This is a genomic window from Rhizobium sp. LjRoot98, assembly GCF_964252935.1.
GTDB lineage: Bacteria > Pseudomonadota > Alphaproteobacteria > Rhizobiales > Rhizobiaceae > Pararhizobium.
The window spans coordinates 418,517-442,494 of record NZ_CAXUPW020000005.1 but is presented as its reverse complement, the minus strand read 5'-3'; the positions used below and the strand labels follow the sequence as shown (position 1 = coordinate 442,494).

The 23,978-nt window shown below is 56.8% G+C and carries 20 protein-coding genes; 10 read left to right on the top strand and 10 right to left on the bottom strand.

The features are described 5' to 3' along the window. Positions 1-18 precede the first annotated feature (18 nt). Entirely contained in the window at positions 19-882 is an 864-nt protein-coding gene (locus ACSQ3J_RS18995) for a right-handed parallel beta-helix repeat-containing protein (protein WP_082512158.1), read from the bottom strand. After that, a complete protein-coding gene (locus ACSQ3J_RS18990) occupies positions 879-2,300 on the bottom strand; it encodes an O-antigen ligase family protein (RefSeq protein WP_060504580.1) in 1,422 nt (473 codons plus the stop codon). The genes ACSQ3J_RS18995 and ACSQ3J_RS18990 overlap by 4 nt, the downstream gene beginning before the upstream one ends. Positions 2,301-2,846: 546 nt before the next feature. Between ACSQ3J_RS18990 and ACSQ3J_RS18985 the strand changes: the two genes are divergently transcribed. The 7 genes from ACSQ3J_RS18985 (at position 2,847) to ACSQ3J_RS18955 (ending at position 9,755) form a co-directional block, all read left to right on the top strand. Next, complete coding sequence (locus ACSQ3J_RS18985; protein ID WP_436039875.1) at positions 2,847-3,755, top strand: glycosyltransferase family 2 protein; 909 nt, start codon at positions 2,847-2,849, stop codon at positions 3,753-3,755. Positions 3,756-4,239: 484 nt separating this feature from the next. Further along, complete coding sequence (locus ACSQ3J_RS18980; RefSeq protein WP_060504602.1) at positions 4,240-4,743, top strand: acyltransferase; 504 nt, start codon at positions 4,240-4,242, stop codon at positions 4,741-4,743. Then, positions 4,743-5,780, top strand: a complete 1,038-nt coding sequence (locus ACSQ3J_RS18975; RefSeq protein ID WP_436039873.1) for a Gfo/Idh/MocA family protein — start codon at positions 4,743-4,745, stop codon at positions 5,778-5,780. The genes ACSQ3J_RS18980 and ACSQ3J_RS18975 overlap by 1 nt, the downstream gene beginning before the upstream one ends. Next, positions 5,777-6,883, top strand: a complete 1,107-nt coding sequence (locus ACSQ3J_RS18970) for a DegT/DnrJ/EryC1/StrS family aminotransferase (protein ID WP_060504577.1) — start codon at positions 5,777-5,779, stop codon at positions 6,881-6,883. The genes ACSQ3J_RS18975 and ACSQ3J_RS18970 overlap by 4 nt, the downstream gene beginning before the upstream one ends. Continuing rightward, on the top strand, positions 6,873-7,577 hold the full coding sequence (locus ACSQ3J_RS18965) for an acyltransferase (RefSeq protein WP_060504576.1): 705 nt from the start codon (positions 6,873-6,875) through the stop codon (positions 7,575-7,577). Before ACSQ3J_RS18970 ends, ACSQ3J_RS18965 begins: the two co-directional genes overlap by 11 nt. Before the next feature lie 16 nt (positions 7,578-7,593). After that, positions 7,594-8,571, top strand: coding sequence for an NAD-dependent epimerase/dehydratase family protein (locus tag ACSQ3J_RS18960; RefSeq protein ID WP_436039871.1), 978 nt, complete (start codon positions 7,594-7,596; stop codon positions 8,569-8,571). Beyond that, positions 8,568-9,755, top strand: a complete 1,188-nt coding sequence (locus tag ACSQ3J_RS18955; RefSeq protein ID WP_436039869.1) for a DegT/DnrJ/EryC1/StrS family aminotransferase — start codon at positions 8,568-8,570, stop codon at positions 9,753-9,755. The genes ACSQ3J_RS18960 and ACSQ3J_RS18955 overlap by 4 nt, the downstream gene beginning before the upstream one ends. Positions 9,756-9,876: 121 nt before the next feature. Here the strand turns inward: ACSQ3J_RS18955 and ACSQ3J_RS18950 are convergent, their stop codons facing one another. The 6 genes from ACSQ3J_RS18950 to ACSQ3J_RS18925 all read right to left on the bottom strand — a co-directional run bounded on the left by ACSQ3J_RS18950 (position 9,877) and on the right by ACSQ3J_RS18925 (position 16,228). Then, positions 9,877-11,385 carry an O-antigen translocase gene (locus ACSQ3J_RS18950; protein ID WP_436039868.1) on the bottom strand — a complete coding sequence of 503 codons (1,509 nt, stop codon included), beginning with the start codon at positions 11,383-11,385 and terminating at the stop codon, positions 9,877-9,879. A 6-nt stretch (positions 11,386-11,391) separates the two neighbouring features. Further along, a complete protein-coding gene (rfbD, locus tag ACSQ3J_RS18945; protein WP_436039866.1) occupies positions 11,392-12,309 on the bottom strand; it encodes a dTDP-4-dehydrorhamnose reductase in 918 nt (305 codons plus the stop codon). Then, complete coding sequence (rfbB, locus tag ACSQ3J_RS18940) at positions 12,306-13,370, bottom strand: dTDP-glucose 4,6-dehydratase (protein WP_436039865.1); 1,065 nt, start codon at positions 13,368-13,370, stop codon at positions 12,306-12,308. The genes rfbD and rfbB overlap by 4 nt, the downstream gene beginning before the upstream one ends. Further along, entirely contained in the window at positions 13,367-13,945 is a 579-nt protein-coding gene (gene rfbC, locus ACSQ3J_RS18935) for a dTDP-4-dehydrorhamnose 3,5-epimerase (RefSeq protein ID WP_436039864.1), read from the bottom strand. The genes rfbB and rfbC overlap by 4 nt, the downstream gene beginning before the upstream one ends. Continuing rightward, positions 13,942-14,820: a glucose-1-phosphate thymidylyltransferase RfbA gene (rfbA, locus tag ACSQ3J_RS18930; protein ID WP_436039905.1), complete on the bottom strand. Its 879-nt coding sequence runs from the start codon at positions 14,818-14,820 to the stop codon at positions 13,942-13,944. The genes rfbC and rfbA overlap by 4 nt, the downstream gene beginning before the upstream one ends. Positions 14,821-14,905: 85 nt before the next feature. Continuing rightward, positions 14,906-16,228 (bottom strand): polysaccharide biosynthesis/export family protein, encoded by a 1,323-nt coding sequence (locus ACSQ3J_RS18925; protein ID WP_436039862.1) that lies wholly within the window; start codon positions 16,226-16,228, stop codon positions 14,906-14,908. Between the two features lie 431 nt (positions 16,229-16,659). Between ACSQ3J_RS18925 and ACSQ3J_RS18920 the strand changes: the two genes are divergently transcribed. Beyond that, positions 16,660-17,400: a helix-turn-helix transcriptional regulator gene (locus ACSQ3J_RS18920; protein WP_436039860.1), complete on the top strand. Its 741-nt coding sequence runs from the start codon at positions 16,660-16,662 to the stop codon at positions 17,398-17,400. A 233-nt stretch (positions 17,401-17,633) separates the two neighbouring features. On the opposite strand, the gene ACSQ3J_RS18915 is transcribed toward ACSQ3J_RS18920, so the two are convergent. After that, a complete protein-coding gene (locus tag ACSQ3J_RS18915; RefSeq protein WP_156397644.1) occupies positions 17,634-17,894 on the bottom strand; it encodes a hypothetical protein in 261 nt (86 codons plus the stop codon). Positions 17,895-18,222: 328 nt separating this feature from the next. Next, on the bottom strand, positions 18,223-20,733 hold the full coding sequence (locus ACSQ3J_RS18910) for a DNA translocase FtsK (protein ID WP_082512157.1): 2,511 nt from the start codon (positions 20,731-20,733) through the stop codon (positions 18,223-18,225). An 817-nt stretch (positions 20,734-21,550) separates the two neighbouring features. Here ACSQ3J_RS18910 and repA point away from each other — a divergent pair. Further along, positions 21,551-22,774, top strand: a complete 1,224-nt coding sequence (gene repA / locus ACSQ3J_RS18905) for a plasmid partitioning protein RepA (RefSeq protein WP_060504567.1) — start codon at positions 21,551-21,553, stop codon at positions 22,772-22,774. Continuing rightward, positions 22,771-23,796 (top strand): plasmid partitioning protein RepB, encoded by a 1,026-nt coding sequence (gene repB / locus ACSQ3J_RS18900; protein WP_060504566.1) that lies wholly within the window; start codon positions 22,771-22,773, stop codon positions 23,794-23,796. Before repA ends, repB begins: the two co-directional genes overlap by 4 nt. The last annotated feature ends 182 nt before the right edge of the window (positions 23,797-23,978 follow it).

Sequence of the window (23,978 nt, the reverse complement as noted above, 5' to 3'; positions counted from 1 at the left end):
CCCAATGCGTGCCAATTGTTATTGGTTCAATATTGTTCCAAGTGTATCGTCAAAGTTTCCGGACCAATCCGGAGAATTATTGTTCATCGATGCGTACCCATAATAACCTTTTCCCATTCTGTTATTGACGAATGAGACGTTTCGTATTTTGCCTCCACCGAATTGACCGTCCGAATAGACCGTATATCCGCCGCCGACGAGGCGATTTCCTTCAACGCGCACGCGCGCGATCGGCCCGAAATAATTGCTAAGCATGATCGCCGACGTCTGCGAGTGCGGATTGACGATGGTATTTCCTTGGATGAGAACATCGGCGATCCCGCCATCCGTGGCAATTCCATCAAAATGAGGACCGTCCCACTGGGATTGCAGGTCATGGATATAGTTGTTTTCGATACCTATTTTTGATGAGCCTGTGAGGTATATGCCGTCTTCCGTATGATGGATGTTGCAGTGGCGTATCGTGACGTTACTGCCGGAAATGCTGATACCCCGGATACCAGGCGCGGCTTGACCATCGATCTCGCAATTCTCAACGGTCACGCCATCTGCACGGATGTCCAGCACAGCCCAGCCGTTTGCCCTTATCCTGCAATTGCGAAGCGTGACGTTCGGTGCGGTTATCGAGACAGTTCCGGCAAAATCCAGGCCACTGACTGTCGCTCCGGGGACGTTCAGAGTTAAAGTGGCCGCTCTATTGAGGGGGGTGTTGGCAGGGATACCAGTATTCGTTTCATCAGGGTAAGCGTCCTTCGTCATCGCAACAGCAGATGGCTGTGTCAGGATCGCTGGCTGACTCGACGCTGAAGGCGCGCTCTGTACCACAGCCGCAGCAAGCAACCAGGAAATTGCATGCCACCGAGGTTTGATCCAAAATCTCATGACGGTGTTCGCACTGTTCGGCCCGTACGCTTTGAGCCGGCTTGTATGCGCTGACCTTCGCCGCCTTTAATATCCTGCATCCAGGATGCGCTTCCCAGATAAAACATGATCAGCAAATAGGGTGCGTTCCAGAAATGGACCGTCCACCCCACCGTAAAGATGCCAATCATGGAAATTAGGTAAGCGGTCCGGTAGTCATTTTGCTGCGCGGTCAGCCCTTTTTTCAAAGCGGTACTGAAAAAGACCCACGCGAAAGCCAGGAACATCAGGATACCACCGGGATATCCGAAACGCACGAAATTGATCAGCCAGAACATATCGATGCTCGGCTCCATCCATTCCGGCCGCTGGTACTCATGAAAGCCGATGCCGAATATTGGATGATTGAAGATCGAAAGCCATCCGTAGTGCCAGATGCGAATGCGATCCCATCCCGTATCTTGGCTAAAGGCAAAATAGTGAACATAGAACTCAAAAAAGGATTGGTTCGAAAGCAGGGAAATCCCCAGGTAAAGCGCAGCAAAGCCCCCCGCGAGAACATGCCATCGATAGGGAAAATCGCGTAGAATCCATCCCCAGGACATCAAAAGGGCCTGCATCACCAGTGCGCTCAATGGGCCAGACGACATCGACAAAAGGGTGGCCACGAACACCAACGCCGATCGACCCCATCGCCGTATCAGTGAAAGGTTCCGCCCCAGAACCTTGTGCACCAGGGCAAAAACGATTGTGCAGAATACCCCGTATAAAATCGGATGATCGAAGACCGACTGCACACGACGCAGGCCCCATCGTGGCGCCATCGCATAATCGATCTGAGTGGGTAGAACAGCCCGAAACGAATTGAGCGCTACGTTCGAGCCTGTTACGGATTCATAGATGGAGAATGGGAGAAGAAGCAATATTAACAAGAAGATGGTCTTAACCATTCCGTAAAACTGCCTCTCATTCCTGACACACACGCGCGCAAGAAAATAAGCTCCCATCGTTTCAATCGCCATCATCCCGCCGGACTGGACTGAAGTGGCCAGGTCATGGACTGCGGCAAGACTGAGCGAGCACCAGAGGCAGAACAAAATCACCAGAATATCAGGCGCCCTGATCCGCCCGGCCTTACCGTTCATCCACATGACCAGACACGGGATGATCGCAGCAATCAGGATGAGGCGGGAAACCGACAGGCGCAACGAGCCGAGCTCGATGATCCAGGGAATGATCAAGGTGATCAAAAATACAACGGCCGGCCAAGACAAGGCATTTTGGCTCGCAGACTCGGCAATTCTCTCAGACCCTGCAAGCGCGCGAACAACGACCGCACGATCCGCGCTGCGCGCAAAGACAGGCCGAGCGTCGGAGCCAGGCTGCCGTGGCTGCTCGTGGAACTCCGCCCGCCGTCTTGCGACACGCTTCGTGTGCATTACTGAGGAACCCGATTTGAAAGGGTAAACCCAAGCCGAGACGGTTGCGTCAAGCCATGGCCGGATTTCTGGCTTGCCTTAGAGGCGCGGCACGCCGTGCTGGAAACTGCAATCTGCAGGAGATTAAACACAACTTCACTCCGTGACGCCGGAACCCGTTTGAATGAGGCTGCACTCTGTCGAAGTCTTTGCGCAATAAGAACCTGGATTTTGGTCGAGAGGGGGCGGGGTTTTTGCCGAAACAGCTACCTCTTATGCGGCCTGCCGTTTCAGTCGACAGCTGAAAATCACCTATCGGGCGAACGCAGGCTCCTCCAAAGGACGGAGCTTCGGCCACGCTGCATCCCGCCGCCTCCCCTCTTGGCGACCTGCTTATGAATAAAGCTAGATTGCGCTGGTCAGGGCGGTCCCTTACGCCGGAACAGCTGGATCGCGCTCGTCAGGGACTTGAACCGCGGTCATTGCACAGACGTCGCGCCGAGGCCAGACGTACTGCCGCAACGCATTTACGATGTCTCTGTCGTTTGAGTATGTGGAAATTAGTTGATGACGATATCGGTTATTCTGCCCACCTATAACAGGAGCAATTGCCTCGCTGCAGCGATCAACAGCGTCCTCACCCAATCCCATCAGGACTTGGAGCTGATTGTCGTCGATGATGCATCGACGGAGGACGTCGAAAGTGTCGTGCGCAGTTTCAGCGATCACCGTATACGCTATGTAAGGCGCGCTCGAAACGGCGGTGCCGCCGCTGCACGAAACACCGGACTTTGTCACGCAAAAGGCGAATATATCGCGTTCCAGGACAGCGACGACCTGTGGTTACCCGGAAAATTGCAGAAGCAGTTTGCATTGTTTTCCAAGATTCCCGGCCACGTCGGTGTCGTTATCGGCGCGAAAATTGTCTATGGGCGCGACAATCAACGAAATTACGGATCCGGCCGGGTGGCTTACGACCCTCCTCCCGAAGGGCGCCTGTCGCTTGACGACGACCAACTCGGACGCCTCCTCACACAAAATCGGATCAGTCTGCAAAATGCTCTGTTTCGAAAGGACTGCTTTCCGGATGCGGAATGGTTCGATGTCTGCGCCCGGGCCAATGAAGATTGGGACTTTGCCATCAGGCTCGCCCAGCACACGTCAATCTATGAAGACATAGAACCGGTCGTGCTCGGGTTCATTTCGCGCGACAGCATTTCGATAAATCGACGCCGGGAAATCATCGGTTTGCTCCGCATCCTGAAGAAGAACAGGCAGGTGCTGTGCGGGCGCAAGGAACAGAGATCCTTGATGCTGATCGATGTCGCCCGTTATTTTTATACCGCGGGAAAAACGCGGAGCGCCGTGAAATTTCTGACTGCCGCGCTCGGAGACTATCCCCGCCATATGCACCTGATCGGCACTATCGCGGTTGGAAAATTGTTCAAACGGCGGCCTCAACGACCCATCGCATAGTCGAAAACTTGGCTCAGGCTGTGTTGACCGGACGCTCCCCGTCCATACCAAAAACCCGCAACGCAATGGCACGTTTCAAGCAAAGTAAGGCGCCCTGATATATCGCGGTACCTAGCGCATCGTTTGCTCCTGCCTCTGGTCCATCAAGCCGAACGCCTTTGCCCAGAATCCAGGCTAACACACGCAGCTTGCCATAGCTGCACGGGAGGGATGCCCTGCAAGCCCCCTTTTGATGGAAGCATCCATGGCTGGAGCCGATAGGTGCAAGCCCCGCAGCAGGAAGCATCAACACCCTCTGCCCGGCTACGCCTTTCGAAGTGCGGATTACCGCATTTTGTTCCCTTTACTCGCTGGTCGAAAGGAATTCTTCTGAATGCGGAAGAATTCAAAAGCAACGGGGCAATAACCGATGGTTTAGCGGCAGAAATCGCCGCATCCAACCCGTTTGAATTCAGCATAGTTGGCGGCTTGGGGTCTTCGCGGCATGATCGCATCGAGTGTCATTTTGGATGAAGGGGTGATCATTCACCACCCTGATCTGGTCAATCTGTACGGATGCCAAGTGGGGGCAGGCTCCCGTATAGGTACATTCGTCGAAATCCAGAAAAACGCCGTCATCGGCCGGAATTGCAAAATCTCCAGCCACTCTTTCATCTGCGAAGGTGTGCAGATCGAAGACGGCGTCTTTATCGGCCATGGTGTCATGTTCACCAACGATCTCTACCCGCGTGCCGTCAATTCCGACGGCGAGCTGGTGACTGACGGCCAATGGGAAGTTGTTCCCACACTGGTCAAAAGTCAGGCGGCGATTGGCAGCAATGCGACAATCCTTCCGGGGGTGACGATCGGCATCGGTGCGGTCATCGGCGCGGGCGCGGTGGTGACAAAAGATGTTCCAGACTGGGCCATCGTCGCAGGTGTTCCAGCAAACATTATCGGTCGCGTCCAGGGCGCACCGGCCAAAACCCCTTTATCCAGGAGAGTATAATGATCGGCATAGCGGTGATCGGTTACGGCTATTGGGGCCCCAATCTTGTCAGAAACCTAGCGGAGGTACCCAATGCGCGCCTTCTGTATGTTTGTGATCTTATGCCGGAGCGGCTGACGACCGTTAAGGCGCGCTATCCGGCCGTGGAGATCACCAGCGATTTCGAAGAGGTTCTGCGCGACCCCCGCGTTCACGCGATCGCGATCGCCACACCGGTTTCGACCCATTTCAAGCTTGCCATGAAAGCAATGATGGCGGGCAAGCACGTCTTCGTCGAAAAGCCGATGGCCTCGACGGTGGATGAGGCGCGCCGGATGGTCGATGAAGCTGCGCGCCGCCGTCTTGTTCTCGCCGTCGATCATACGTTCGTTCATACGGGCGCCGTCCGCAAGATGCGCGAAGTCGTCGAAAACGGCCTTGGCGACATGTATTACTACGATTCCGTGCGGGTTAATCTCGGCCTGTTCCAGCATGATGTCAGCGTCATCTGGGACCTGGCCGTCCACGATCTCTCCATCATGGATTATGTGCTGCAGGAAAAGCCGGTCGCGGTGTCGGCAACCGGGATGAGCCATGTCGCCGGCGAACCAGAGAATATCGCCTATCTTAACCTGTTTTTCGAAAGCAAACTGATCGCCCATATCCACGTCAACTGGCTCGCACCCGTCAAGGTGCGCCGGACACTGATCGGCGGTAGCAACAAGATGATCGTCTATGACGACCTCGAGCCCAGCGAGAAGATCAAGATCTACGACAAGGGCATTACCCTCAATGGCAACCCGCAGCGCAATGGCGAGAAGGTGTACCAGATGCTGGTCGGCTATCGCACAGGCGATATGTATGCGCCGCAGCTGGACATGACCGAGGCGTTGGGCCGTGAACTCAAACAGTTCGTCGATTGCGTGGAAGAAAACCTGCAGCCGATCGTCGATGGCAATGCCGGTTTGCGTGTCGTGCGCATTCTGGAAGCGGCAACCCAGTCTCTTGCGCAGCGCGGCCGCGTGGTCGAGCTGGAACAAGCGAGGCTGATCGCATGATCCCGTCCCTTGATCTCAAAGCACAATACGCCTCGATCAAGGACGAGATCGACGCTGCGGTCCTCTGCGTACTGGCTTCGGCACAATATGTGCTCGGTCCGGAGGTTGCTCAATTTGAAGAGGAGTTCGCGGCTTACTGCGACGCGAAACACGCCGTAGCCGTCAACACCGGCACAAGTGCACTCCACCTGGCCCTGCTCGCCGCAGATGTCGGCCCCGGCGATGAGGTCATTACCGTTCCATTTACCTTCGTCGCGACCGTATCGGCGATCTGCTATGCCGGCGCATTGCCGGTGTTCGTCGATGTCGAACCTGTCACGCTGACCATGGATCCCGCCAAACTTGAAGCGGCGATCACGCCGCGCACAAAGGCAATCGTCCCTGTTCATCTGTACGGCCAGATGGCCGATATGGATGCCATCATGGCAATTGCCGCCCGCCACGGTATCGCCGTTATCGAAGATGCCTGCCAGGCTCACGGTGCGGAGTACAAAGGCCGCCGCGCAGGTAGTATCGGCGCTTCCGGTTGTTTCAGCTTCTACCCCGGCAAGAACCTCGGCGCCTGCGGCGAGGGCGGCATTATTGTCACCAACAATGATGCCCACGCCAAGACCATGCGCATGCTGCGGGATTGGGGCCAGGAACGGCGCTATCACCATCTCGTGAAAGGGTTCAACTACCGCATGGACGGCATCCAAGGTGCGATCCTGCGGGTAAAGCTTCGGCATCTTGACGCCTGGACCGCGGCGCGCCGGACGCATGCCGCACGCTATTCTTCGATGCTCTCCAATCTGGACACCGTGGAAACACCCGTGGAAGTGGCGTATCGCCGGCACGTCTATCATATCTATGCCGTTCGCTGCCGGGATCGGGACGGCCTCCATCGCGCTTTGGAAGCCGAGGGTATCCAGTCCGGGCTGCATTATCCCATTCCGGTTCATCTTCAAAAGGCGCACGAAGACCTCGGATACCGGCAGGGTGACTTCCCGGTCTCGGAAGCTGCTGCACGCACGGTTCTGTCATTACCGATCTATCCTGAAATGACGGCAAGACAGGTCGAACAGGTGGTCTGCGCGGTGGAGCAAGACGCCTATGTCAGCTGACATCACCTCCGTTGCCCGGATCGTTCAAGCGGTTCACGGCCGTCGCGAAATCACTAAAGACCCGGATTTCCAGCGTGAACTCGCCGCCGAACTCAAGCGCTCATATGGTGCCGCTGGCCTTGTCGAGCTCTATGGCCGTTTTTCAGCCGTGGATGGGTATGTCGATGCCTTGATGCGCAAGGCGATCTGGCAGGCAGCCACGCGCCGGTGCGGTGGCGGCCTGAATATTGGAAGCGGTGCCGGGTTCAAGCATCCCGAAACGTTCGAGATCGGCAACGGCGTGTTCATTGGAGCGCAGGCTTATGTTCAGGGCCGGTATGATGGAACATGCGTGATCGGCGACAATGTCTGGATCGGTCCGCAGGCGTTTCTTGATGCGCGCGACCTTGTGATCGAGGAATACGTCGGCTGGGGGCCAGGCGCCAAGCTGCTTGGTTCCAGCCACACGGCGATTCCAATCGACGTGCCGATCATCCGCACGGACCTCGAAATCAAGCCGGTCCGCGTCGGCGCATGGGCCGATATCGGAACCAATGCGACGATCCTTCCCGGTGTCACAATCGGCAAGGGCGCGATCGTCGGTGCGGGAGCGGTTGTCGTTTCCGATGTCGCACCATTCTCGGTCGTCGCCGGTGTTCCGGCAAAATTCCTGCGCTGGCGAAGCGACAGCGACACGACGGTAGCCACATCCTGAACGTTGGGGACAGATCATGAAAGACAAGCGGATACTCATCACTGGCGGTGCCGGTCTCGTTGGATCACACATTGCTGATCTCGTTGCTCTCGAGCAACCGCGCGAAATCCTGATCCTGGACAATTTCGTGCGCGGACGGCGCGAAAACCTTGTGCAGGCTTCGGCGGCCTTTCCACTGACAATCATCGAAGGCGATATCCGCGATCGGGCGTTGCTGGAAAAACATTTCGATGGTGTCGATATCGTCTTCCACCAGGCGGCAATCCGGATCACGCAGTGCGCCGAAGAACCCCGTCTTGCCTTTGACGTTTTGGCAGGGGGAACATTCAATGTTCTTGAAGCGGCGGTTAAGGCCAAGGTGGAAAAAGTGATTGCCGCCTCCTCGGCGTCCGTTCTGGGTCTCGCGGACAGTTTTCCGACAACCGAGGAACACCATCCCTACAACAACCGGACGATCTACGGTGCCGCCAAAACCTTCAACGAGGGGCTGCTGCGCAGCTTCGCGGAAATGTACGGCTTGAACTATGTCGCCTTGCGCTACTTCAACGTCTACGGCCCGCGCATGGATGTCTACGGCGCCTATACCGAAGTGCTGATCCGGTGGATGGAGCGGATATCGGCGGGCCTGCCGCCAATCATCAACGGGGACGGCAGCCAGACGATGGATTTCGTCCACATCCACGATATCGCGCGGGCAAACATGCTGGCGGCGCAGTCTGATGTCACCGACGAGGTCTTCAACGTCGCGAGTGGTACGGAGACCAGTCTGCTGGAACTCGCGCAGCTGTTGACCGGCGTGATGAACGCGTCGATGGAACCGCAGCATCAGGCAGCGCGCAAAGTGAACGCGGTGTCGCGCCGGCTTGCCGACACGAGCAAGGCGGAGAGCATGTTGAACTTCAAGGCTCAGATCACACTTGAAGATGGACTTCGCGGCCTCGTCGACTGGTGGCGCAAGGAAAGAGCGCTGGAAATCGGGGGGCAAGCCGCATGAGCCAGGCGCTTCCGCAGATTCCCGTCGCCAAGCCCCTCCTCGATGAATTGGAGGTAGAGGCAGTCCGCCGTGTTGTGTTGTCCGGCTGGGTCACACAAGGTCCGGAGGTTGCTGCATTCGAGAGTGAGTTTGCGGCTTACGTTCAAACCGAACATGCCTGTGCGGTTTCAAACTGCACGACGGCTCTGCACCTTGCGTTGAAGGCTGTTGGGATCGGCCCGGGTGATGAGGTCATAACTGTCAGCCATACGTTCATCGCAACGGCAAATGCCATCCGGTATCTGGGCGGGGTTCCCGTTTTCATCGACATCGAAACCAGCGGATTCAATATTGATCCGGAACTGATCCAGGCGGAAATCACACCTCGAACGAAAGCGATCTTGTGTGTGCACCAACTCGGCATGCCCTGCAATCTCGCAGCAATCGTCGAGATTGGCCGGAGCAATGATATTCCGGTCATCGAGGATGCGGCTTGCGCGACCGGGAGCGAAATACTCTGGAACGGCCAGTGGGAAAAAATCGGCCGGCCGCGTGGCGATATAGCCTGTTTTTCGTTTCACCCCCGAAAGGTCGTCACGACCGGCGACGGGGGCATGCTGACAACCGCGAATCCTGAGTATGACCGCAAGTTTCGTCTGTGGCGGCAACACGGCATGAGCGTGCCCGATACAGTCCGCCACGGCTCGCGCCAAGTGATCTATGAAGGATATCCGGAGCTCGGCTACAACTACCGCATGACCGATCTTCAGGCCGCCATGGGCCGGGTACAATTGACCCGGCTGCCGGAACTGATATCGCGACGGCGTCATCTTGCCGAGCTCTATCGACAGGAGCTTCGCGATATTACATGGCTTGAAACACCCATCGAGCCCTCCTGGGCACGCAGCAACTGGCAGAGCTATTGCGTCATGCTTCCGCCTTGGCTCGACCAAAGGGAAACCATGCAGGTGCTGCTCGACAAGGGAATTTCAACCCGGCGCGGCATCATGAACATTCATCGCGAAGACGCCTATGTGGGCTGGACCACGCATCGGGTTGCCGCAAACCAGCTTCCCAGAAGCGTGGCAGCACAGGAGGGGGCGATCATTCTTCCGCTGTTTGCGCAGCTGACCGACGAAGAGGTTTTGTTCGTGGCGGACACGCTTCGCAAGCTATGCGTGGCACCGCAAAGGGCGACCGCTTGATCTCCACTTCACATCAAATCTTCTAATTGAAGAAACGCGCGCCTCTTGGGAGTCCACCTCGCCAAGGGGCGTTCTCCGCGGGATGGGATGTTCGGCGGCTTCCCCCGGCTCGGGCCATCTCTTAAGTCGCTCTGAGAACCCACCTTCTGATCGGCAACGGAAGCAATTCCGGCGGCAATAGCCCTATCAGCATTTTCAGCGAATACAGCCCGCTCAACACCACGGCGACAGAGCCCAGCGCAGTGGCGTGCCAGAACGGCAGGACAAGCGTTGCGCTAAAAATCAGTGCCGACGCGACGATGAAGATCAGTCCGATTTTGAGATTGGCGGGGGACCAGCGGAATCCCGTGAGTTTGCGTGCGAAAAAGTAAATGAGCAGACTGTGCCAGAGGTAAAGCCCAAAAAATGCGGCCGCCGAGCCAATCAGGCCGAATTCCGACACCAGCAACCAAGCCAGGCCAATGTGTACCACCGTTGCGGCAACTTCCGTCCAGAAGAAGACACCCTGTTCGCCCTTCGCCAGCACGATGTAGCCCATGGGCCATGCAATGATGCGAAGCAGCATCCCCAGGCAAATCCAGCGCAGGAGATCTGCAGCGCCATAAAATTCAGGGGAATAGAACAACTGCATGACGATAGGCGCAAACGTCAACGTTGCGAGAACCCCGGGGAAGGCGAGCAGGATGCTGACTCGCGCCTGCTCGTTGACGAGGCGGTTACATGCAGCATGATCGCCGGCAACCGCGGTCAGACGCGGATAGAAATCAGTGCCCATCGCCTGCAGGATGAAGCCCGCATAAAGGCTACCGAGCGCCCAGGCGGCTTGATACAGCCCGGCCGCGACAATGCCGCCGTGTTGCAGGACGATGATACGCACGACATACGCGGTCGCAAGAGTGAGCAAGCCGCTGGCCATGAAGACAAGGCCAAGTTTCAAAAGCCCCCCCAGTTCCTGCCTGAACTGCGGGAAAGACAGATTGGTTGCACCTTGCGATATCTTCCTGCTGTACCACCAGGAAATAAGCAGTGTCAGCGCGGCGGAGGCAATGAGAGACGGTACAACCCCTTCAAAGCCAAAATAGTAGATAAGGGGAATGGTGACCACTGTTGACCAGAATGCGCCCAAAAGGTTGATGCGGGCAAGAATTGAGATTTCCCGCATCCCTTGAATCATTGCGGTCTGCCCCGCCGAAGCAAGCCGGAAGAAAATCGCAAGCGAGAGGAACGCAACGCTGGTGGCGTGCTGATGATCTCCAAACGTGAGGCGCGCAGCCGGAAATGCGAGGGCAGCAAGCAGGACCGTTCCGGCAATACCCAGCACAATGGATATTCGCTGAAGAATGAATGCCGTTCGTGCTATCTTTTCAGCATCCCCCGTCCCAACCGCCTCGGCAATTTGACGCACGCCACTCGACTGAACCCCCAAGCCTGCAACGGCCTGGGCGATGTCGGCGATAGAACTGTAGATAGCCATCAACCCCACACCTTCAGGTCCAAGGATGAGGGCCATCGCCTTGTTGCGGATGATGGAAAATCCCACGGTTATCAATGACGATCCACCCATCAAGGCTGTCGACTTGAGAATCTGCGTGTAAGTTTGGCCCTCGGACGGGGTTCCGCGTGCATTCATGGGATTTCAAGCCTTATGCCTGCCGTGCACCGGCGAAGAGAAACTCGGGTAGTCCCTGTCGATAATGCGCCGGACAACCGTTTCTACGCTCGATTGCCAGCTTGGCGCCCGCTGGCCGAAAGCTCTTTCGAACTTGTCAGTTGAAAGGCATGAGTTCGCTGGGCGTTTGGCCCGGGTGCGGTAAGCGGAAGACAGAATGTCTTCCACGTCTGCGAAAGGACCGCCATGGACCCGGCTCACCTCGAAAACATGCCGGGCGAAACCTGACCAATTTATCTCACCCGCCCCTGTAAAGTGATAGATGCCGGTATAATGTCTGTCCGGATACGTCGCGATGAGAAGGATCGCCTCCGCCAGGTCCAGAGCTGATGTCGGATTGCCCCACTGATCGGAAACAACGCCAATACTCTCCCGTTCGGTGGCGATGCGCAGCATGGTTCGCACAAAATTGGTGCCGAACGGACTGTAGACCCAGCTTGTCCGCAGGATTATGTGGCGAGGATTGACGCTTGCCACAGCGCGCTCGCTGCGCAGCTTGGTATAGCCGTACACGGTCTTCGGTTCGGCCTCGTCATCCTCCAGGTAAGGATAGGGATCCGTTCCGGAAAAAACGTAGTCGGTGGACAGATGAATGATCGGCACACGCAACGCGGCAGCCGCCTCCGCGACAGCGGCGGCGCCTGTCACGTTGATTGCGTACGCAAGGTTGCGTTCATCTTCGGCTCGATCGACCGCTGTGTAAGCGGCGGCCGACACAACCATTTCAGGTTTCGCTGTGAGTATTGCCTGCCTGACCGACGAAGGATCTGTGAGGTCGAAATCCGGCCGGCCAACGGTGATCAACTCTATGTCATCCCTGGCCGCGGCAGCCTCGACAAGGCTGGTGACAACCTGCCCCTTCAAACCGGTCACCAGGATTTTCATTGCACGGCTGCCAATCGACCGAGGCGGGCGCCAGCATAGGTGCCTTCGCGAATAGGCTTCCACCACCATTCATTCTCGAGATACCAGGCAATTGTTTTGGCCAATCCGGTTTCAAAAGTCTCCTGTGGTTTCCAGCCCAGATGACTTTCTATTTTCGCTGTGTTCATCGCGTAACGGCGATCATGGCCGGGCCTGTCATCCACGAAACAGATAAGATCGCGGTAGCTTCTTTGGCGGCCGCGAGGCTTGGTGCGGTCTAGGATGTCGCAAATTGCCTGCACCACCGCGAGATTGCTGCGCTCACAGCTTCCACCGATGTTGTAACTTTCGCCGATCGTGCCCTCGCTTGCGATCAGCGCGAGCGCGCGCGCATGATCCTCGACATAGAGCCAATCACGGACGTTCGTGCCAGCGCCATAAATGGGCAACGGCTTTTCGTCGAGGGCGTTCAAGATCACTAGGGGGATCAATTTTTCCGGAAAATGGTATGGGCCGTAGTTGTTCGAGCAATTGGACATCACGATCGGCAGGCCAAATGTCTGGTGCCAGGCGCGAACCAGATGATCTGATGCCGCTTTCGACGCGGAATAGGGCGATGACGGCGCATAGGGGGTTTGCTCGTTGAAGGTGCTGCCGTCGAACGGAAGGTCACCGAAGACCTCGTCGGTGGAGACGTGATGGAAGCGGAATTGTTGCCTTACCGCACCAGATAGCTGGCGCCAGTATTTCAACGTTGTCTGGAGCAGCCGGAACGTGCCGACAATGTTGGTTTCGATGAACTGGCCCGGCCCATCAATCGACCGGTCCACATGGGTTTCAGCTGCCAGATGGATGACGCGGTCGATCCTTTCCCGTCTCATCAACTCGCCCAATGCGGCTTCGTCACCGATATCGGCGTGGACAAAACGATAGTTCGGGCAACTCTCGATGGATCGAAGCGAAGCCAAGCTGCCGGCATAGGTAAGTTTGTCCACGTTGAGGACATTCTCGCCGGCGGAAACCAGATGCCGGCAAAGTGCCGATCCGATAAAACCGGCACCTCCTGTCACGAGAGTGTTCATTGCCCGCCCTCCCCGTGCATATCGAAGACTTCCGCTGTCTCCAAGGACGGCGCCAGCCGATCATTCTCGGAAAGCTGAAACGTGGAGGCGTTCATCGGCCAGATGATGCCGATGTCGGGATCATCAAAGCGTATGGAGCGACTATGGCTGGCGGAGTAAGGATTGGTGACCTTGTAAACCACCTCGGTATCGGGCTCGAGCGTCAGAAAACCGTGGGCAAAACCCCTCGGGACGAGCACCTGATTCCATTTGGCGGCAGAAATCCGCAGAGCGGTCCAGTGCGCGAAGCTGGGAGAACCGCGCCGGATATCAACGACCACGTCGAAGATGGAGCCCTTTACTACGCGGACCAGCTTGTCCTGAGCGTATGGCGGCAGCTGGTAATGCAGGCCACGTAGCACCCCCGTTGCAACGGAGCGGGAGTGGTTGTCCTGAACAAAACCGAGTTTCACACCTTGCTCGCAAAGAAGTTCTGCGTTCCACGTCTCGGAAAAGAAGCCCCGGTCGTCTTCGAATTTCGGCGGAAGGATCTCTATCACGCCATCGAGCCCGAGGGATTTAATCTGGAGGCTCATGCCGCGTAATCCTCCACACACTGGCGAAGATAAGTGGCATAAGCTGTTTTCCCGAGGAGACATGCACGCCGCAGCACGTCCTGTGGCTGAAGCCACCCCATATCCAAGGCAATTTCCTCCGGACACGCGATCTGAATACCTTGCCGGCGCTCGACAGTACGGACGAACGAGGAGGCATCCTGCAAACTGTCGTATGTGCCGGTATCCAGCCAGGCATAGCCGCGGCCGAGCTGGCAGACATGCAGATCGCCCCTTTCAAGGTAGATGTTGTTGACGGCGGTAATCTCAAGCTCGCCCCGCTCAGAGGGCTTGATGGAGGAGGCAATTTCGATGACATCGTTGTCATAGAAGTACAGCCCGGTCACAGCCCAATTGGATTTTGGTTTGGTAGGCTTCTCCTCAATCGTCATGGCCCTGCCGGTTGCCCTGTCGAAGCTGACCACGCCGTAGCGTTCGGGATCTTCGACGTGGTAGGCAAAGACGGAGGCACCTTTTTGCCGTGCAGTCGCCTGCCGGCAAATGTCCGGAAGCCCGTGTCCGAAGAAAATGTTGTCGCCGAGGATCATCGCGACGTTGTCCTTGCCGATAAAGTCGCGGCCAATGATGAAGGCCTCGGCCAGCCCGTTCGGATGGGCTTGTTCGGCGTAGGAAAGATTCAGGCCGAAATCGGAACCGTCACCAAACAGCTCTCGAAAGCAGGGCAGATCGCGCGGTGTGGAAATGATGAGAATCTCGCGGATTCCGGCAAGCATCAAAACGCTCAAGGGATAGAAAATCATCGGTTTGTCGTAGATTGGCAGCATCTGCTTCGATACCGCGATTGTCAGAGGGTAGAGACGTGTGCCGCTACCACCGGCAAGTATGATCCCCTTCATCTTTATGCCTTGCTCTCTTTGTCTCGTTGCCCCGATTGGTCTGGTCCACGCAGCGTGTCGGTCGCCAGGCAAAGTGCCCGGTTCCTCATTGACTGGCCTGTTCGGATTGCGCGTTCTGCTCAGCCGTCCGAGCCGTTGCATCAGCAGGCGCTGGAGACATTTTGCGAAGAACCCGCACGACATCACCCGGCAAAAGGACGGTTGAATCCGAGGCTGGGATTTCCCGGACGCCAGAGCCTTCCTGCCGCATGACGCTGAACGCCAGCATCACCGCGCCGGCGCCGGCTTGAGAAGTTGCGTCCCCCGACAGCGCCTCCAGCAATAGCTTCTGCGTTGTTTCACGCTTCAGGTTTTGCTGGTCGAGGCTGGCCTGTTCCGATTGGAGTTCAACAGCGACTTCCGTACGCTGCTTGTCGTAAAGGCCATCCAGGTTGCGTGTTGTTTCGGCGATGTTTTGGCGAGCTCGCATGATGGCGGTCGATAGATCCAGCCGATTTCCATGGTAGCTGCGCAATGTGCGTTCAAGGTCCGACTGACGCGTCGGAAGAGCAATGCCCCGCTCGACCATGCTTTTGACATTGGTCAGTTCTTTTTCGACCGAAGCGATATCCTCATCCGTACTGTCGATCTTCTTTCCGATCGTGGCTATTTCCAACGTCAATAGATCGCGCAGTTCAGTGTAGGACTTAGATTGGCGATCCATGTCATTCATGCGAGCGGCGAAAATAATCTTTTCCTGCTCGAAAATTGCCGAGGCGACCCCATGGCTGTCCTCCATTTCTGGCGCAAGGCGCATTTCCTTGGCGCCTGAAATTTCAGCCTGCAGCCGGGCAATCTTGACCTTGCTGCGCAAGATTGTGTTGCCGATCTCCTGCAGTTGACCGACATAACCCGTCTTGTCTGCGCCCGCCTGCGACGCGTTTGATGACCTCAATTCCCCGCCGCTCATCGCTAAGGATTGCAGAACCGTCAGCCCTGGATGAAATTTGTATTCGCCGGGCTTGTTGACGTCACCAACCACATAGATCGGCGGCTGTTCGAGAATCTCGACGGTCGCCTCGGGGGTCTGCACCAACCCGATTTTCGTCTTTAGCTGCTTGGCAATTTCCGCAGCAAGACCGGCGCCATCGAGATGTCCGATTGACATCGTGCCGATGATCGGAAGCGACACCGTCTTTTCCTGCGAAATCAGGAAATCGCCACCAAGCGCATCCCACTTTTCATAACTGCCCTTTGTGGGCAGCCACTGTACGACCGTTAAGCGAATTTTTGTTTGCGGCGGCAATTGATCACTGTCCGCCAGAACGGGGGAAAACGCACCGCCGAGAACACTCAAAGTGGCCACAGCGAACGTCGTTCGAAGGAAGCCACCGTACCGCCAGAAAGATACAATCAATGTATTCTCCAAGCTAAAAACACAAAACTGTCCCAGGACGGGATGCAGCGAATTGGTTTCAGTGTGCCGATTGGACAGAGATTGAGAAGGGGGAAGAGCGGCGGCTTTGCTTCATCAATATGGTTGAGAACGCAATGCACGGCGCGCAGTGGGTATGATGGCATTTATATCGATTGATCTAGACCGATCCAAAGGCGGACGGCGGTAGACGAGAGGTAAAGGACGAACACAAGTGCTTACCACCGCTGGGAGACTGGGTATGCTACCCACTTCGCCCATTTGGATAAGGGTCATGCCGCAATCTCTCCGGGCGCATTGAACATCGCCGGTCCAGTCTCAACCCTTTTGGGCCGTCGCGGATGTTGGCGACGTAAGATAGTGTGCCCCGACGCGTGGATTCCGTTCGCTCTGTAGCCATTACCAGCGCAGGCGAACTGAGAGTGATGGGTAAGGATATGATGCTGTTGGACGGGAATGAGCATGACGCCGCAGGAGCCAGAAGGCATCTTGAGCCACAACGCGTCATTTTGATCCTGACGAACAGCGGGAGCGTCTCAAAATCCCTTATCAACGCGATTGAGCGTGAGTTCCCGTGGGTACGGGTCGAACAGACTGATACTGTCGACACTGCATGTGCAGCCTTTGCTCATCCCGTCGGGCTCATCCTGGTCGATGTAACCTTGATGAGAAAAGCCGAAGCAGCCTCAGCGGAACTCCTGCGCATGCATCCTCACGCATTGGCCGCCGTTATAGAGCCCTATGATAAAGTCTTGGTCACGTCCCTGAGCGATGTGCTTGCCTCTTCGCTCATTCGCAGTGTGCTACCAATGGACCTCCGGCTCGATGTCTGGTTGTCAATCGTACGCTTGCTGCTGTGTGGCGGGGAGTACCTGCCTCCCGGATTGATCCTTCAGGCAAAACTCCGCGGCCAGAATGCCCCTTATGCAAAAGATGGCGTTGCCCAGAGCCAAACTGCCAATATGGCAGAACTAACCACCCGCGAATCGCAGATACTCGGAATGGTTTCTCACGGTCTCCAAAACAAGTTGATTGCTGCCGAGTGTGGACTGTCCGAGCATACCGTCAAAATCCACCTACACCACATCATTCGGAAGTTGGGAGTTCACAACAGGACAGAGGCCGCGGCAAGGTTTCGCAGCCTCCACGAATCCGCCGGACGATAAATGGAACGGTGGCCCGAGTGACGTCATGCCTGGATGGCGCCAGTTTGGCAATGTGACTTCGGCCGGTATGGAAGCTTTGCGGATCGGGCGCAGTCTTGTCTCCGGCCTTTTTACGCGACGTGTGGTGACCGCTGGCCCCGATGTTTCCCGCGTAAGCCGATCCCTATCACGTTGACGTGCTTTTGTTACGCGAGATATCGCTGCAGGTTCTTCAGTTCGCGCGGTCCATTCCGCTATGCCGTCACATCCTGCGTGACCTTGACCAGTTGATAGATGAACTTGGCATACCAGCCGATCATTCCACGATCTATCGTTGGATACAGCAACACACGCATGGGTTTGAAAAGCGGCTGCGTAGGCACTGACGCCGATCCAATGGAAGTCACCACTAACCAGATCGCCGGGATACCGGTTGCCTCAACTTGGCTTAGTTGTGTGCGGCACAGGCTGAGATAACTTTCTATTGCTAGGGCTTGGCTGCGCATTGTGATCATGCATTCGCGACTGACCGGGGCGAGCCAGCGCCATGATGTTCACGCGAACCGCTATGTGCGATTTATGTCGTCAATAAGATAGAAATCCGCACCGGCTGTTTTCTTGTAAAAAGGATCGATAATATCGTTATCGATCACGGTAGTCTCCAGCGACAACTCAGATTTGTCCGGCCCGCTAACTGCATCGGAGTTGATCTCCTTTTGGCGCTCTAAACATACAGCGCCAGCAACTGCACGGCCGCTGGACCGTGCCTTTCAACCAACCCAACTCGACACATTCATACCACAGGAAGCGCCCTGCTTGGTACACTGCAGGGCGCCATCCCGCTTATTCCTCATCGCCGGTAGGCATTTCCGCGACTTCGCGGCCTGCCGACAGGATCGACCGTTTACCGACATGGTTTGCCGATCCGACCAGTCCTTCCCGCTCCATCCGTTCGACCAGCGAAGCTGCTCTGTTGTAGCCTATCTGTAGACGGCGCTGGATGTAGGACGTGGAGCACTTCTTGTCGCGTAGCACGACCTTGACCGCCTTGTCGTAGAGGTCGTTGCCATCCTCTTCTGCCATTGCACCCTTGTCGAACACCGCAGCGTCCTCTTCGGCTGTCGCGTCCATTTCCTCCGCATCCTCCGTCACGGTGCCCAGATATTCCGGACGGCCTTGCGTCTTCAGATGCGCGACGACCTTTTCGACTTCCTCATCGGAGACGAACGGCCCGTGAACGCGGGCGATCCGGCCGCCGCCCACCATGTGCAGCATATCGCCCTGCCCCAGCAGATGCTCGGCCCCCTGCTCGCCCAAAATGGTGCGGCTGTCGATCTTCGAAGTGACCTGGAAAGAAATCCGGGTCGGGAAGTTTGCCTTGATCGTGCCGGTGATGACGTCAACCGACGGGCGTTGTGTTGCCATGATCAGGTGGATACCGGCGGCACGGGCCATCTGCGCCAGGCGCTGGATCGCGCCCTCGATCTCCTTGCCGGCGACCATCATCAAGTCAGCCATCTCATCAACGATGACCACGATATAGGGCATCGGGGCGAGATCCATTTCCTCCTGTTCGAAGATCGGCTCGCCGGTCGAGCGGTCAAAGCCCGTCTGGACACTACATAGGATTGTTTCGCCCTTTGAGCGGGCCATTGCAGCACGCGCGTTGTAGCCGTCGATATTGCGCACGCCAAGGCGCGACATCTTGCGGTAACGGTCTTCCATTTCGCGCACGGCCCATTTCAGTGCCATCACCGCCTTTTTCGGGTCGGTGACTACAGGCGTCAGGAGATGCGGTATGCCGTCATAGACCGACAGTTCCAGCATCTTCGGATCGACCATGATCAGCCGGCATTCCTCCGGCTTCAGCCGGTAGAGCAAGGACAGGATCATCGTGTTGATCGCCACCGATTTGCCCGAACCTGTGGTGCCCGCCACCAGAAGATGCGGCATCTTGGCGAGTTCTGCGATCACCGGTTCGCCGCCGATGGTCTTGCCGAGGCAAAGCGCCAGCTTGAAGCGTGTTTCCTCGTAGTTTTCAGACTCGATCAACTCGCGGAAATACACCGTTTCGCGCACAGGGTTCGGCAGCTCGATACCAATCACATTGCGGCCGGGTACGACGGCCACGCGCGCCGAGAGCGCCGACATCGACCGGGCAATGTCGTCGGCAAGACCGATGACGCGCGACGATTTCACGCCCGGTGCCGGTTCGAATTCGTAAAGTGTAACGACGGGGCCTGGGCGAACATCGATGATCTCGCCGCGGACGCCAAAATCCTCAAGCACACTTTCGAGCAGGCCAGCACTCTGCTCCAGCGCTTCCTGGGTGATAACGGCCGTTTCCTGGACGGACGGCTCCTGCAGGAGGTCTATCGGGGGAAAGACATATTCGGCTGCACCTGGCTCTGCCGTCATTTCCGGGATAGCCACGAACGTATCGGGACGGACGGCCCGGATCGGCCTGGAAACCGCCACCGGAGGCTTTGTGACACGTACGGCTTCGGCAGGACTTGCGGCCTCGGCCACAACCGGTCGGATTTCTTCAACGATCGGCGCGGGAGTCACAAGGGGTGCAGGACGGCTAATGACTGGCGCAACAACGCGGCGCTCGGACGCCCTGATCCCGATCTCGCGGTAGAGCGCAGTTACCGAACCGGCCGGAGAATGAACCTCCGGGGGCTGCCAATGCACGAGTGGCGCCAGAGCCGCAATATCAGCTTCCATATCCAGGGTGTTCCAAAACACTTCGTCGGAGACGTGCTGGAAGGAACTGGCATGTCTGATCGCCGTTTCCGGTACGTCTAGAGCCTCCGGCTCCTGCTCCGCCGGAAAGCATGCCAAGTCGATATCGGCAAGGCCTGTATATTCGGCCACCGCTGGTTCGGTCAGCGATGTTTCCAGCTCCTGCCTCAGACGAAGGGAAAGCAATTGAACGCCGGATACCACCATCGCTTCCTCAGCGACGGGCTCGATGACCGGCAATTGTTCTGCGATTACAGTGACAGTCTCCACCACTTCGGAAACCGCCTGTTCAACCGGGCGAATGCCTTCCGGTTCCTTGCTTGCATCACTCGCGGGCCGTTTCGAATAGACACTCTCCGGTGTTCGGGTAAAACGCACATTCGGTCCGAGCACAAAGGCACTCTGCCAAACGGGTGCATCCCCCCGCCCTTCGATCTCAGCCATCGCGTCCGTATCGGGCTCAAATGGACCCTCGTCGCTTTTCAGATCGACGGGAGCGCCGTAGATCCGGCGCTGGGGCTCCGCTTTTCCCAGACGATTTTCCGGGTCTGCGGGCTGATCTCCTGTGTTATCGAAGCCGTTCGAAAAATTGGTTCGGGAAAGACGCATAGGGACCTGCTCACTCAAAATTCACGCGCAATGGGCACACCCTTTTCAATAGAAAATAAAGGTTAATCACCTCTTTCCAGCGGGCCTTATCCCAGTGAATTTCCATCCGCCCTCGCAAACGGGATAACCATCGTTCCCCCAGAAAATTCGGCCTTTTCCGGCCGCCGGATCAGGTTCCGTGGTCACAAAAGCAGGTATTGCCATGGCAATCACAATGGCCGGTGCCGTGACCACGCATGCCGCCATCTGTCGAATACGCGAACAGAAGGTTATCCATTCTGATTCCGGCGGCTGTTCTGAAAACGTAAGAACCGTGGCGAATCGACAATCTCCCAGGACTGCGCCAAAGCCGACTGGTCGGCCTGACTTCCTCCTTGTGAACCAACGGCCTGTGCTTCGCTCACCCCTCCCCTAACCACATTTAAAACGGTGCGGAATGATGCCGATGCACCTTCGTGATGTAGCGAGACACTGAAGCCAACTCGCTGGAATGTTATCAAAATACGGGATAACGCACAGTGGCGTGTTCTGACATGAACACGCCTATCTCAACTGCGCCAGGTCGCGCCTATCGATGCGTTACCGGCATTCGCCCGCCGACAGATACCAGTGATTACGGCAGACGAACCGAGATCAGGGTGCCAGCGGGTCCGGTTAACTCCCGCCCACATAACAAGAAAACCGTATTGCTTGTGAAAAGCGCCCACCCCCGTTAACCGTCTGTTAACCTTAAACGTCTGGACGGATTTGCAGAATCGTGTTCTACCTTTGGCGGGCACCAACCGGCAAACCGACGAAAGACCGACAAGAGGAACAGATGGCGATAGCAAATCGAGTGGAATCAAGTGTCGGTTTGAAGGAAGATGCTGGCAGCAAAATCACGCGCCATGCAGGGCTTCTGTCCGGGCAATTGCAGCAACTCAGAACTCGCATGTATCCGCCAAAATCGGAAAAGGCGCTCCGTCCATTTTTGACCAATGAAGTGTCGAAATTGACGTCAATACCTGATTCAACCCTGAAGCTCATGTCCACTGAAGGGCGCGGGCCGGTTCCCAGCCGTCTAGAGAATAACCATCGCGTCTATACTCTACCTCAGATCAATGAATTGCGCGAGCTGTTTGCCAAGCAGAAGCCCTTGGATGCGCTGCGGTTCCTGCCTCGCCGTCAGGCTGGCGAACACCTGCAAGTGCTTGCGATAGCCAACTTCAAGGGCGGGAGCGCGAAAACGACGACATGTGTCCACCTTGCGCACTATCTCGCTCTTCATGGCTACCGCGTCCTCGCGTTGGACCTGGACCCGCAGGCATCCTTGTCGGCATTGTTCGGCGCCCAGCCGGAGATCGATGTTGGATCGAATGAAACGATCTATGCCGCTTTGCGCTACGACGAAGCCGAACGCCGTCCAATCCGCGATATTATTCGCAAGACATATTTCGATGGCATCGACCTCATCCCTGGCAACCTGGAAGTCATGGAGTATGAGCACGAAACGCCGCGCATGCTGGCGAACAAATCCAACCCTGGCGCAATTTTCTTCGAGAGGCTGAAACTTGCCCTGTCGGAAGTCGAGGCTGACTACGACGTTGTAATCCTTGATACTCCGCCGTCGCTCGGCTTTCTGACCTTGAGCGCGATTTACGCCGCCACCAGCATGATCATCACCGTCCATCCGGCAATGCTGGACGTGGCGTCGATGAGCCAGTTCCTTCTCATGATGGGCGACCTGATTAGCGTTCTGAATGAGAACGGTGCCCAGCTGGACCAGGACTTCATCCGTTACCTCGTCACACGTCACAACCCAAATGACGCGCCCCAATCGCAAGTGGTCGCGATGCTCCGGCATCTGTTCGGTGCAGACGTGTTGTTGCCGACGGCCATCGAAAGTACAGCCGTTGAGGCCGCTGGCCTGGCAAAAAGGTCGATATACGAGCTTGAGATGGGACATATCGGGCGCGATACGCACAAGCGTGCCCGCGAGGCGGTGGATGCCGTGAATGACTCAATTGTTCGGCTGATCAACGACAGCTGGGGGCGGACATGAGTAAATCTCCTCGCAAGTCGATCGTCGCCAACTTCGGGCTGCTGTCTGCCGCACTGGAGAACGAGCTGACTGACGACCAGCAGCCTGCGGCCCCTGCCCCCTCGCCCAGCAATCGTGTCGGAGCCGGTGTCATCGGCGCAGCTCACCGTGCGATCGACGACATCAGATCAGAGCGGGATCGTTTGAAGGCTCTCGTTGAGGCCGGTGGCGGTGCGGTTCGCGAGCTGGATCCATCGCATATCGACCCCTCCCCCTATCCGGACAGACTGCCGGATGATGATGGAGCGAGCTTTGAAGTGTTCAAGCGGTCGATAGAGACCGAGGGGCAGAAGGTTCCAGTTCAAGTCCGAAAACACCCATCATCGCCCGGCCGCTACCAGATTGTCTACGGTCATCGGCGCTGGCTCGCGGCCAAGCAGCTCAACAAGCCAGTTCAAGCCATCGAGGTCGAAATTTCCGACCTCGACCTTGTCCTCGCCCAGGGTATCGAAAACGCAGGCCGCCAAGACCTGACCTGGATTGAGCGCGCCCTGTTTGCATCGCGAATGGATGATGCCGGAATTAAGGCGCGTCACATCTACGCTGCGCTCTCCATCGAAGATGCCGAACTCGCTCGTATGCGGAATGTCTACAGAATTGTTCCGGCAGATATTATCGAGGCCATCGGTCGCGCACCGAAAATCGGACGGCCGCGCTGGCTTGAACTTGCCAAGACGGTTGCCGGCGGCTCGGGAACGCTTGAGGCCATGCGGGCGGTGTTGGCAAAGAAGGATGGCGAGGCCGAGACTTCCGATCAGAGGTTCCAGCGCGTGCTGAACGTCATCAAGCCAGCGTCCGGCGCGCGCCGCGAACCCAGCCCGATCACAGATAAGGCAGGCACGCGGCTCGGTGCACTAATGATCTCCTCGAAAGAGGTTCGAATTTCCGCCGAAGGTTCAGTCGGGATCGAATTTTTGAAGTTTATTGAGGCGGAACTCCCGGCGCTCAGCGAGCGCTTTGTCCGTCTGCGAGAGCAAGGATAACTCTGACAGCTGTCAGGATTTCGGAGTTAAAGAAAGGAAACGCTGCAAAAGAAAAAGGCCCCCTAAACGTTGCCGTCTTGGAAGCCTCTCTCTCTGTGTGACAACTAGAGAATCGCATTTCCTCGAATCCCAGTCAAGAGTTTTGGCACCGTTTTTTTGGTGAGCGGATTTCTTTTGCCGAA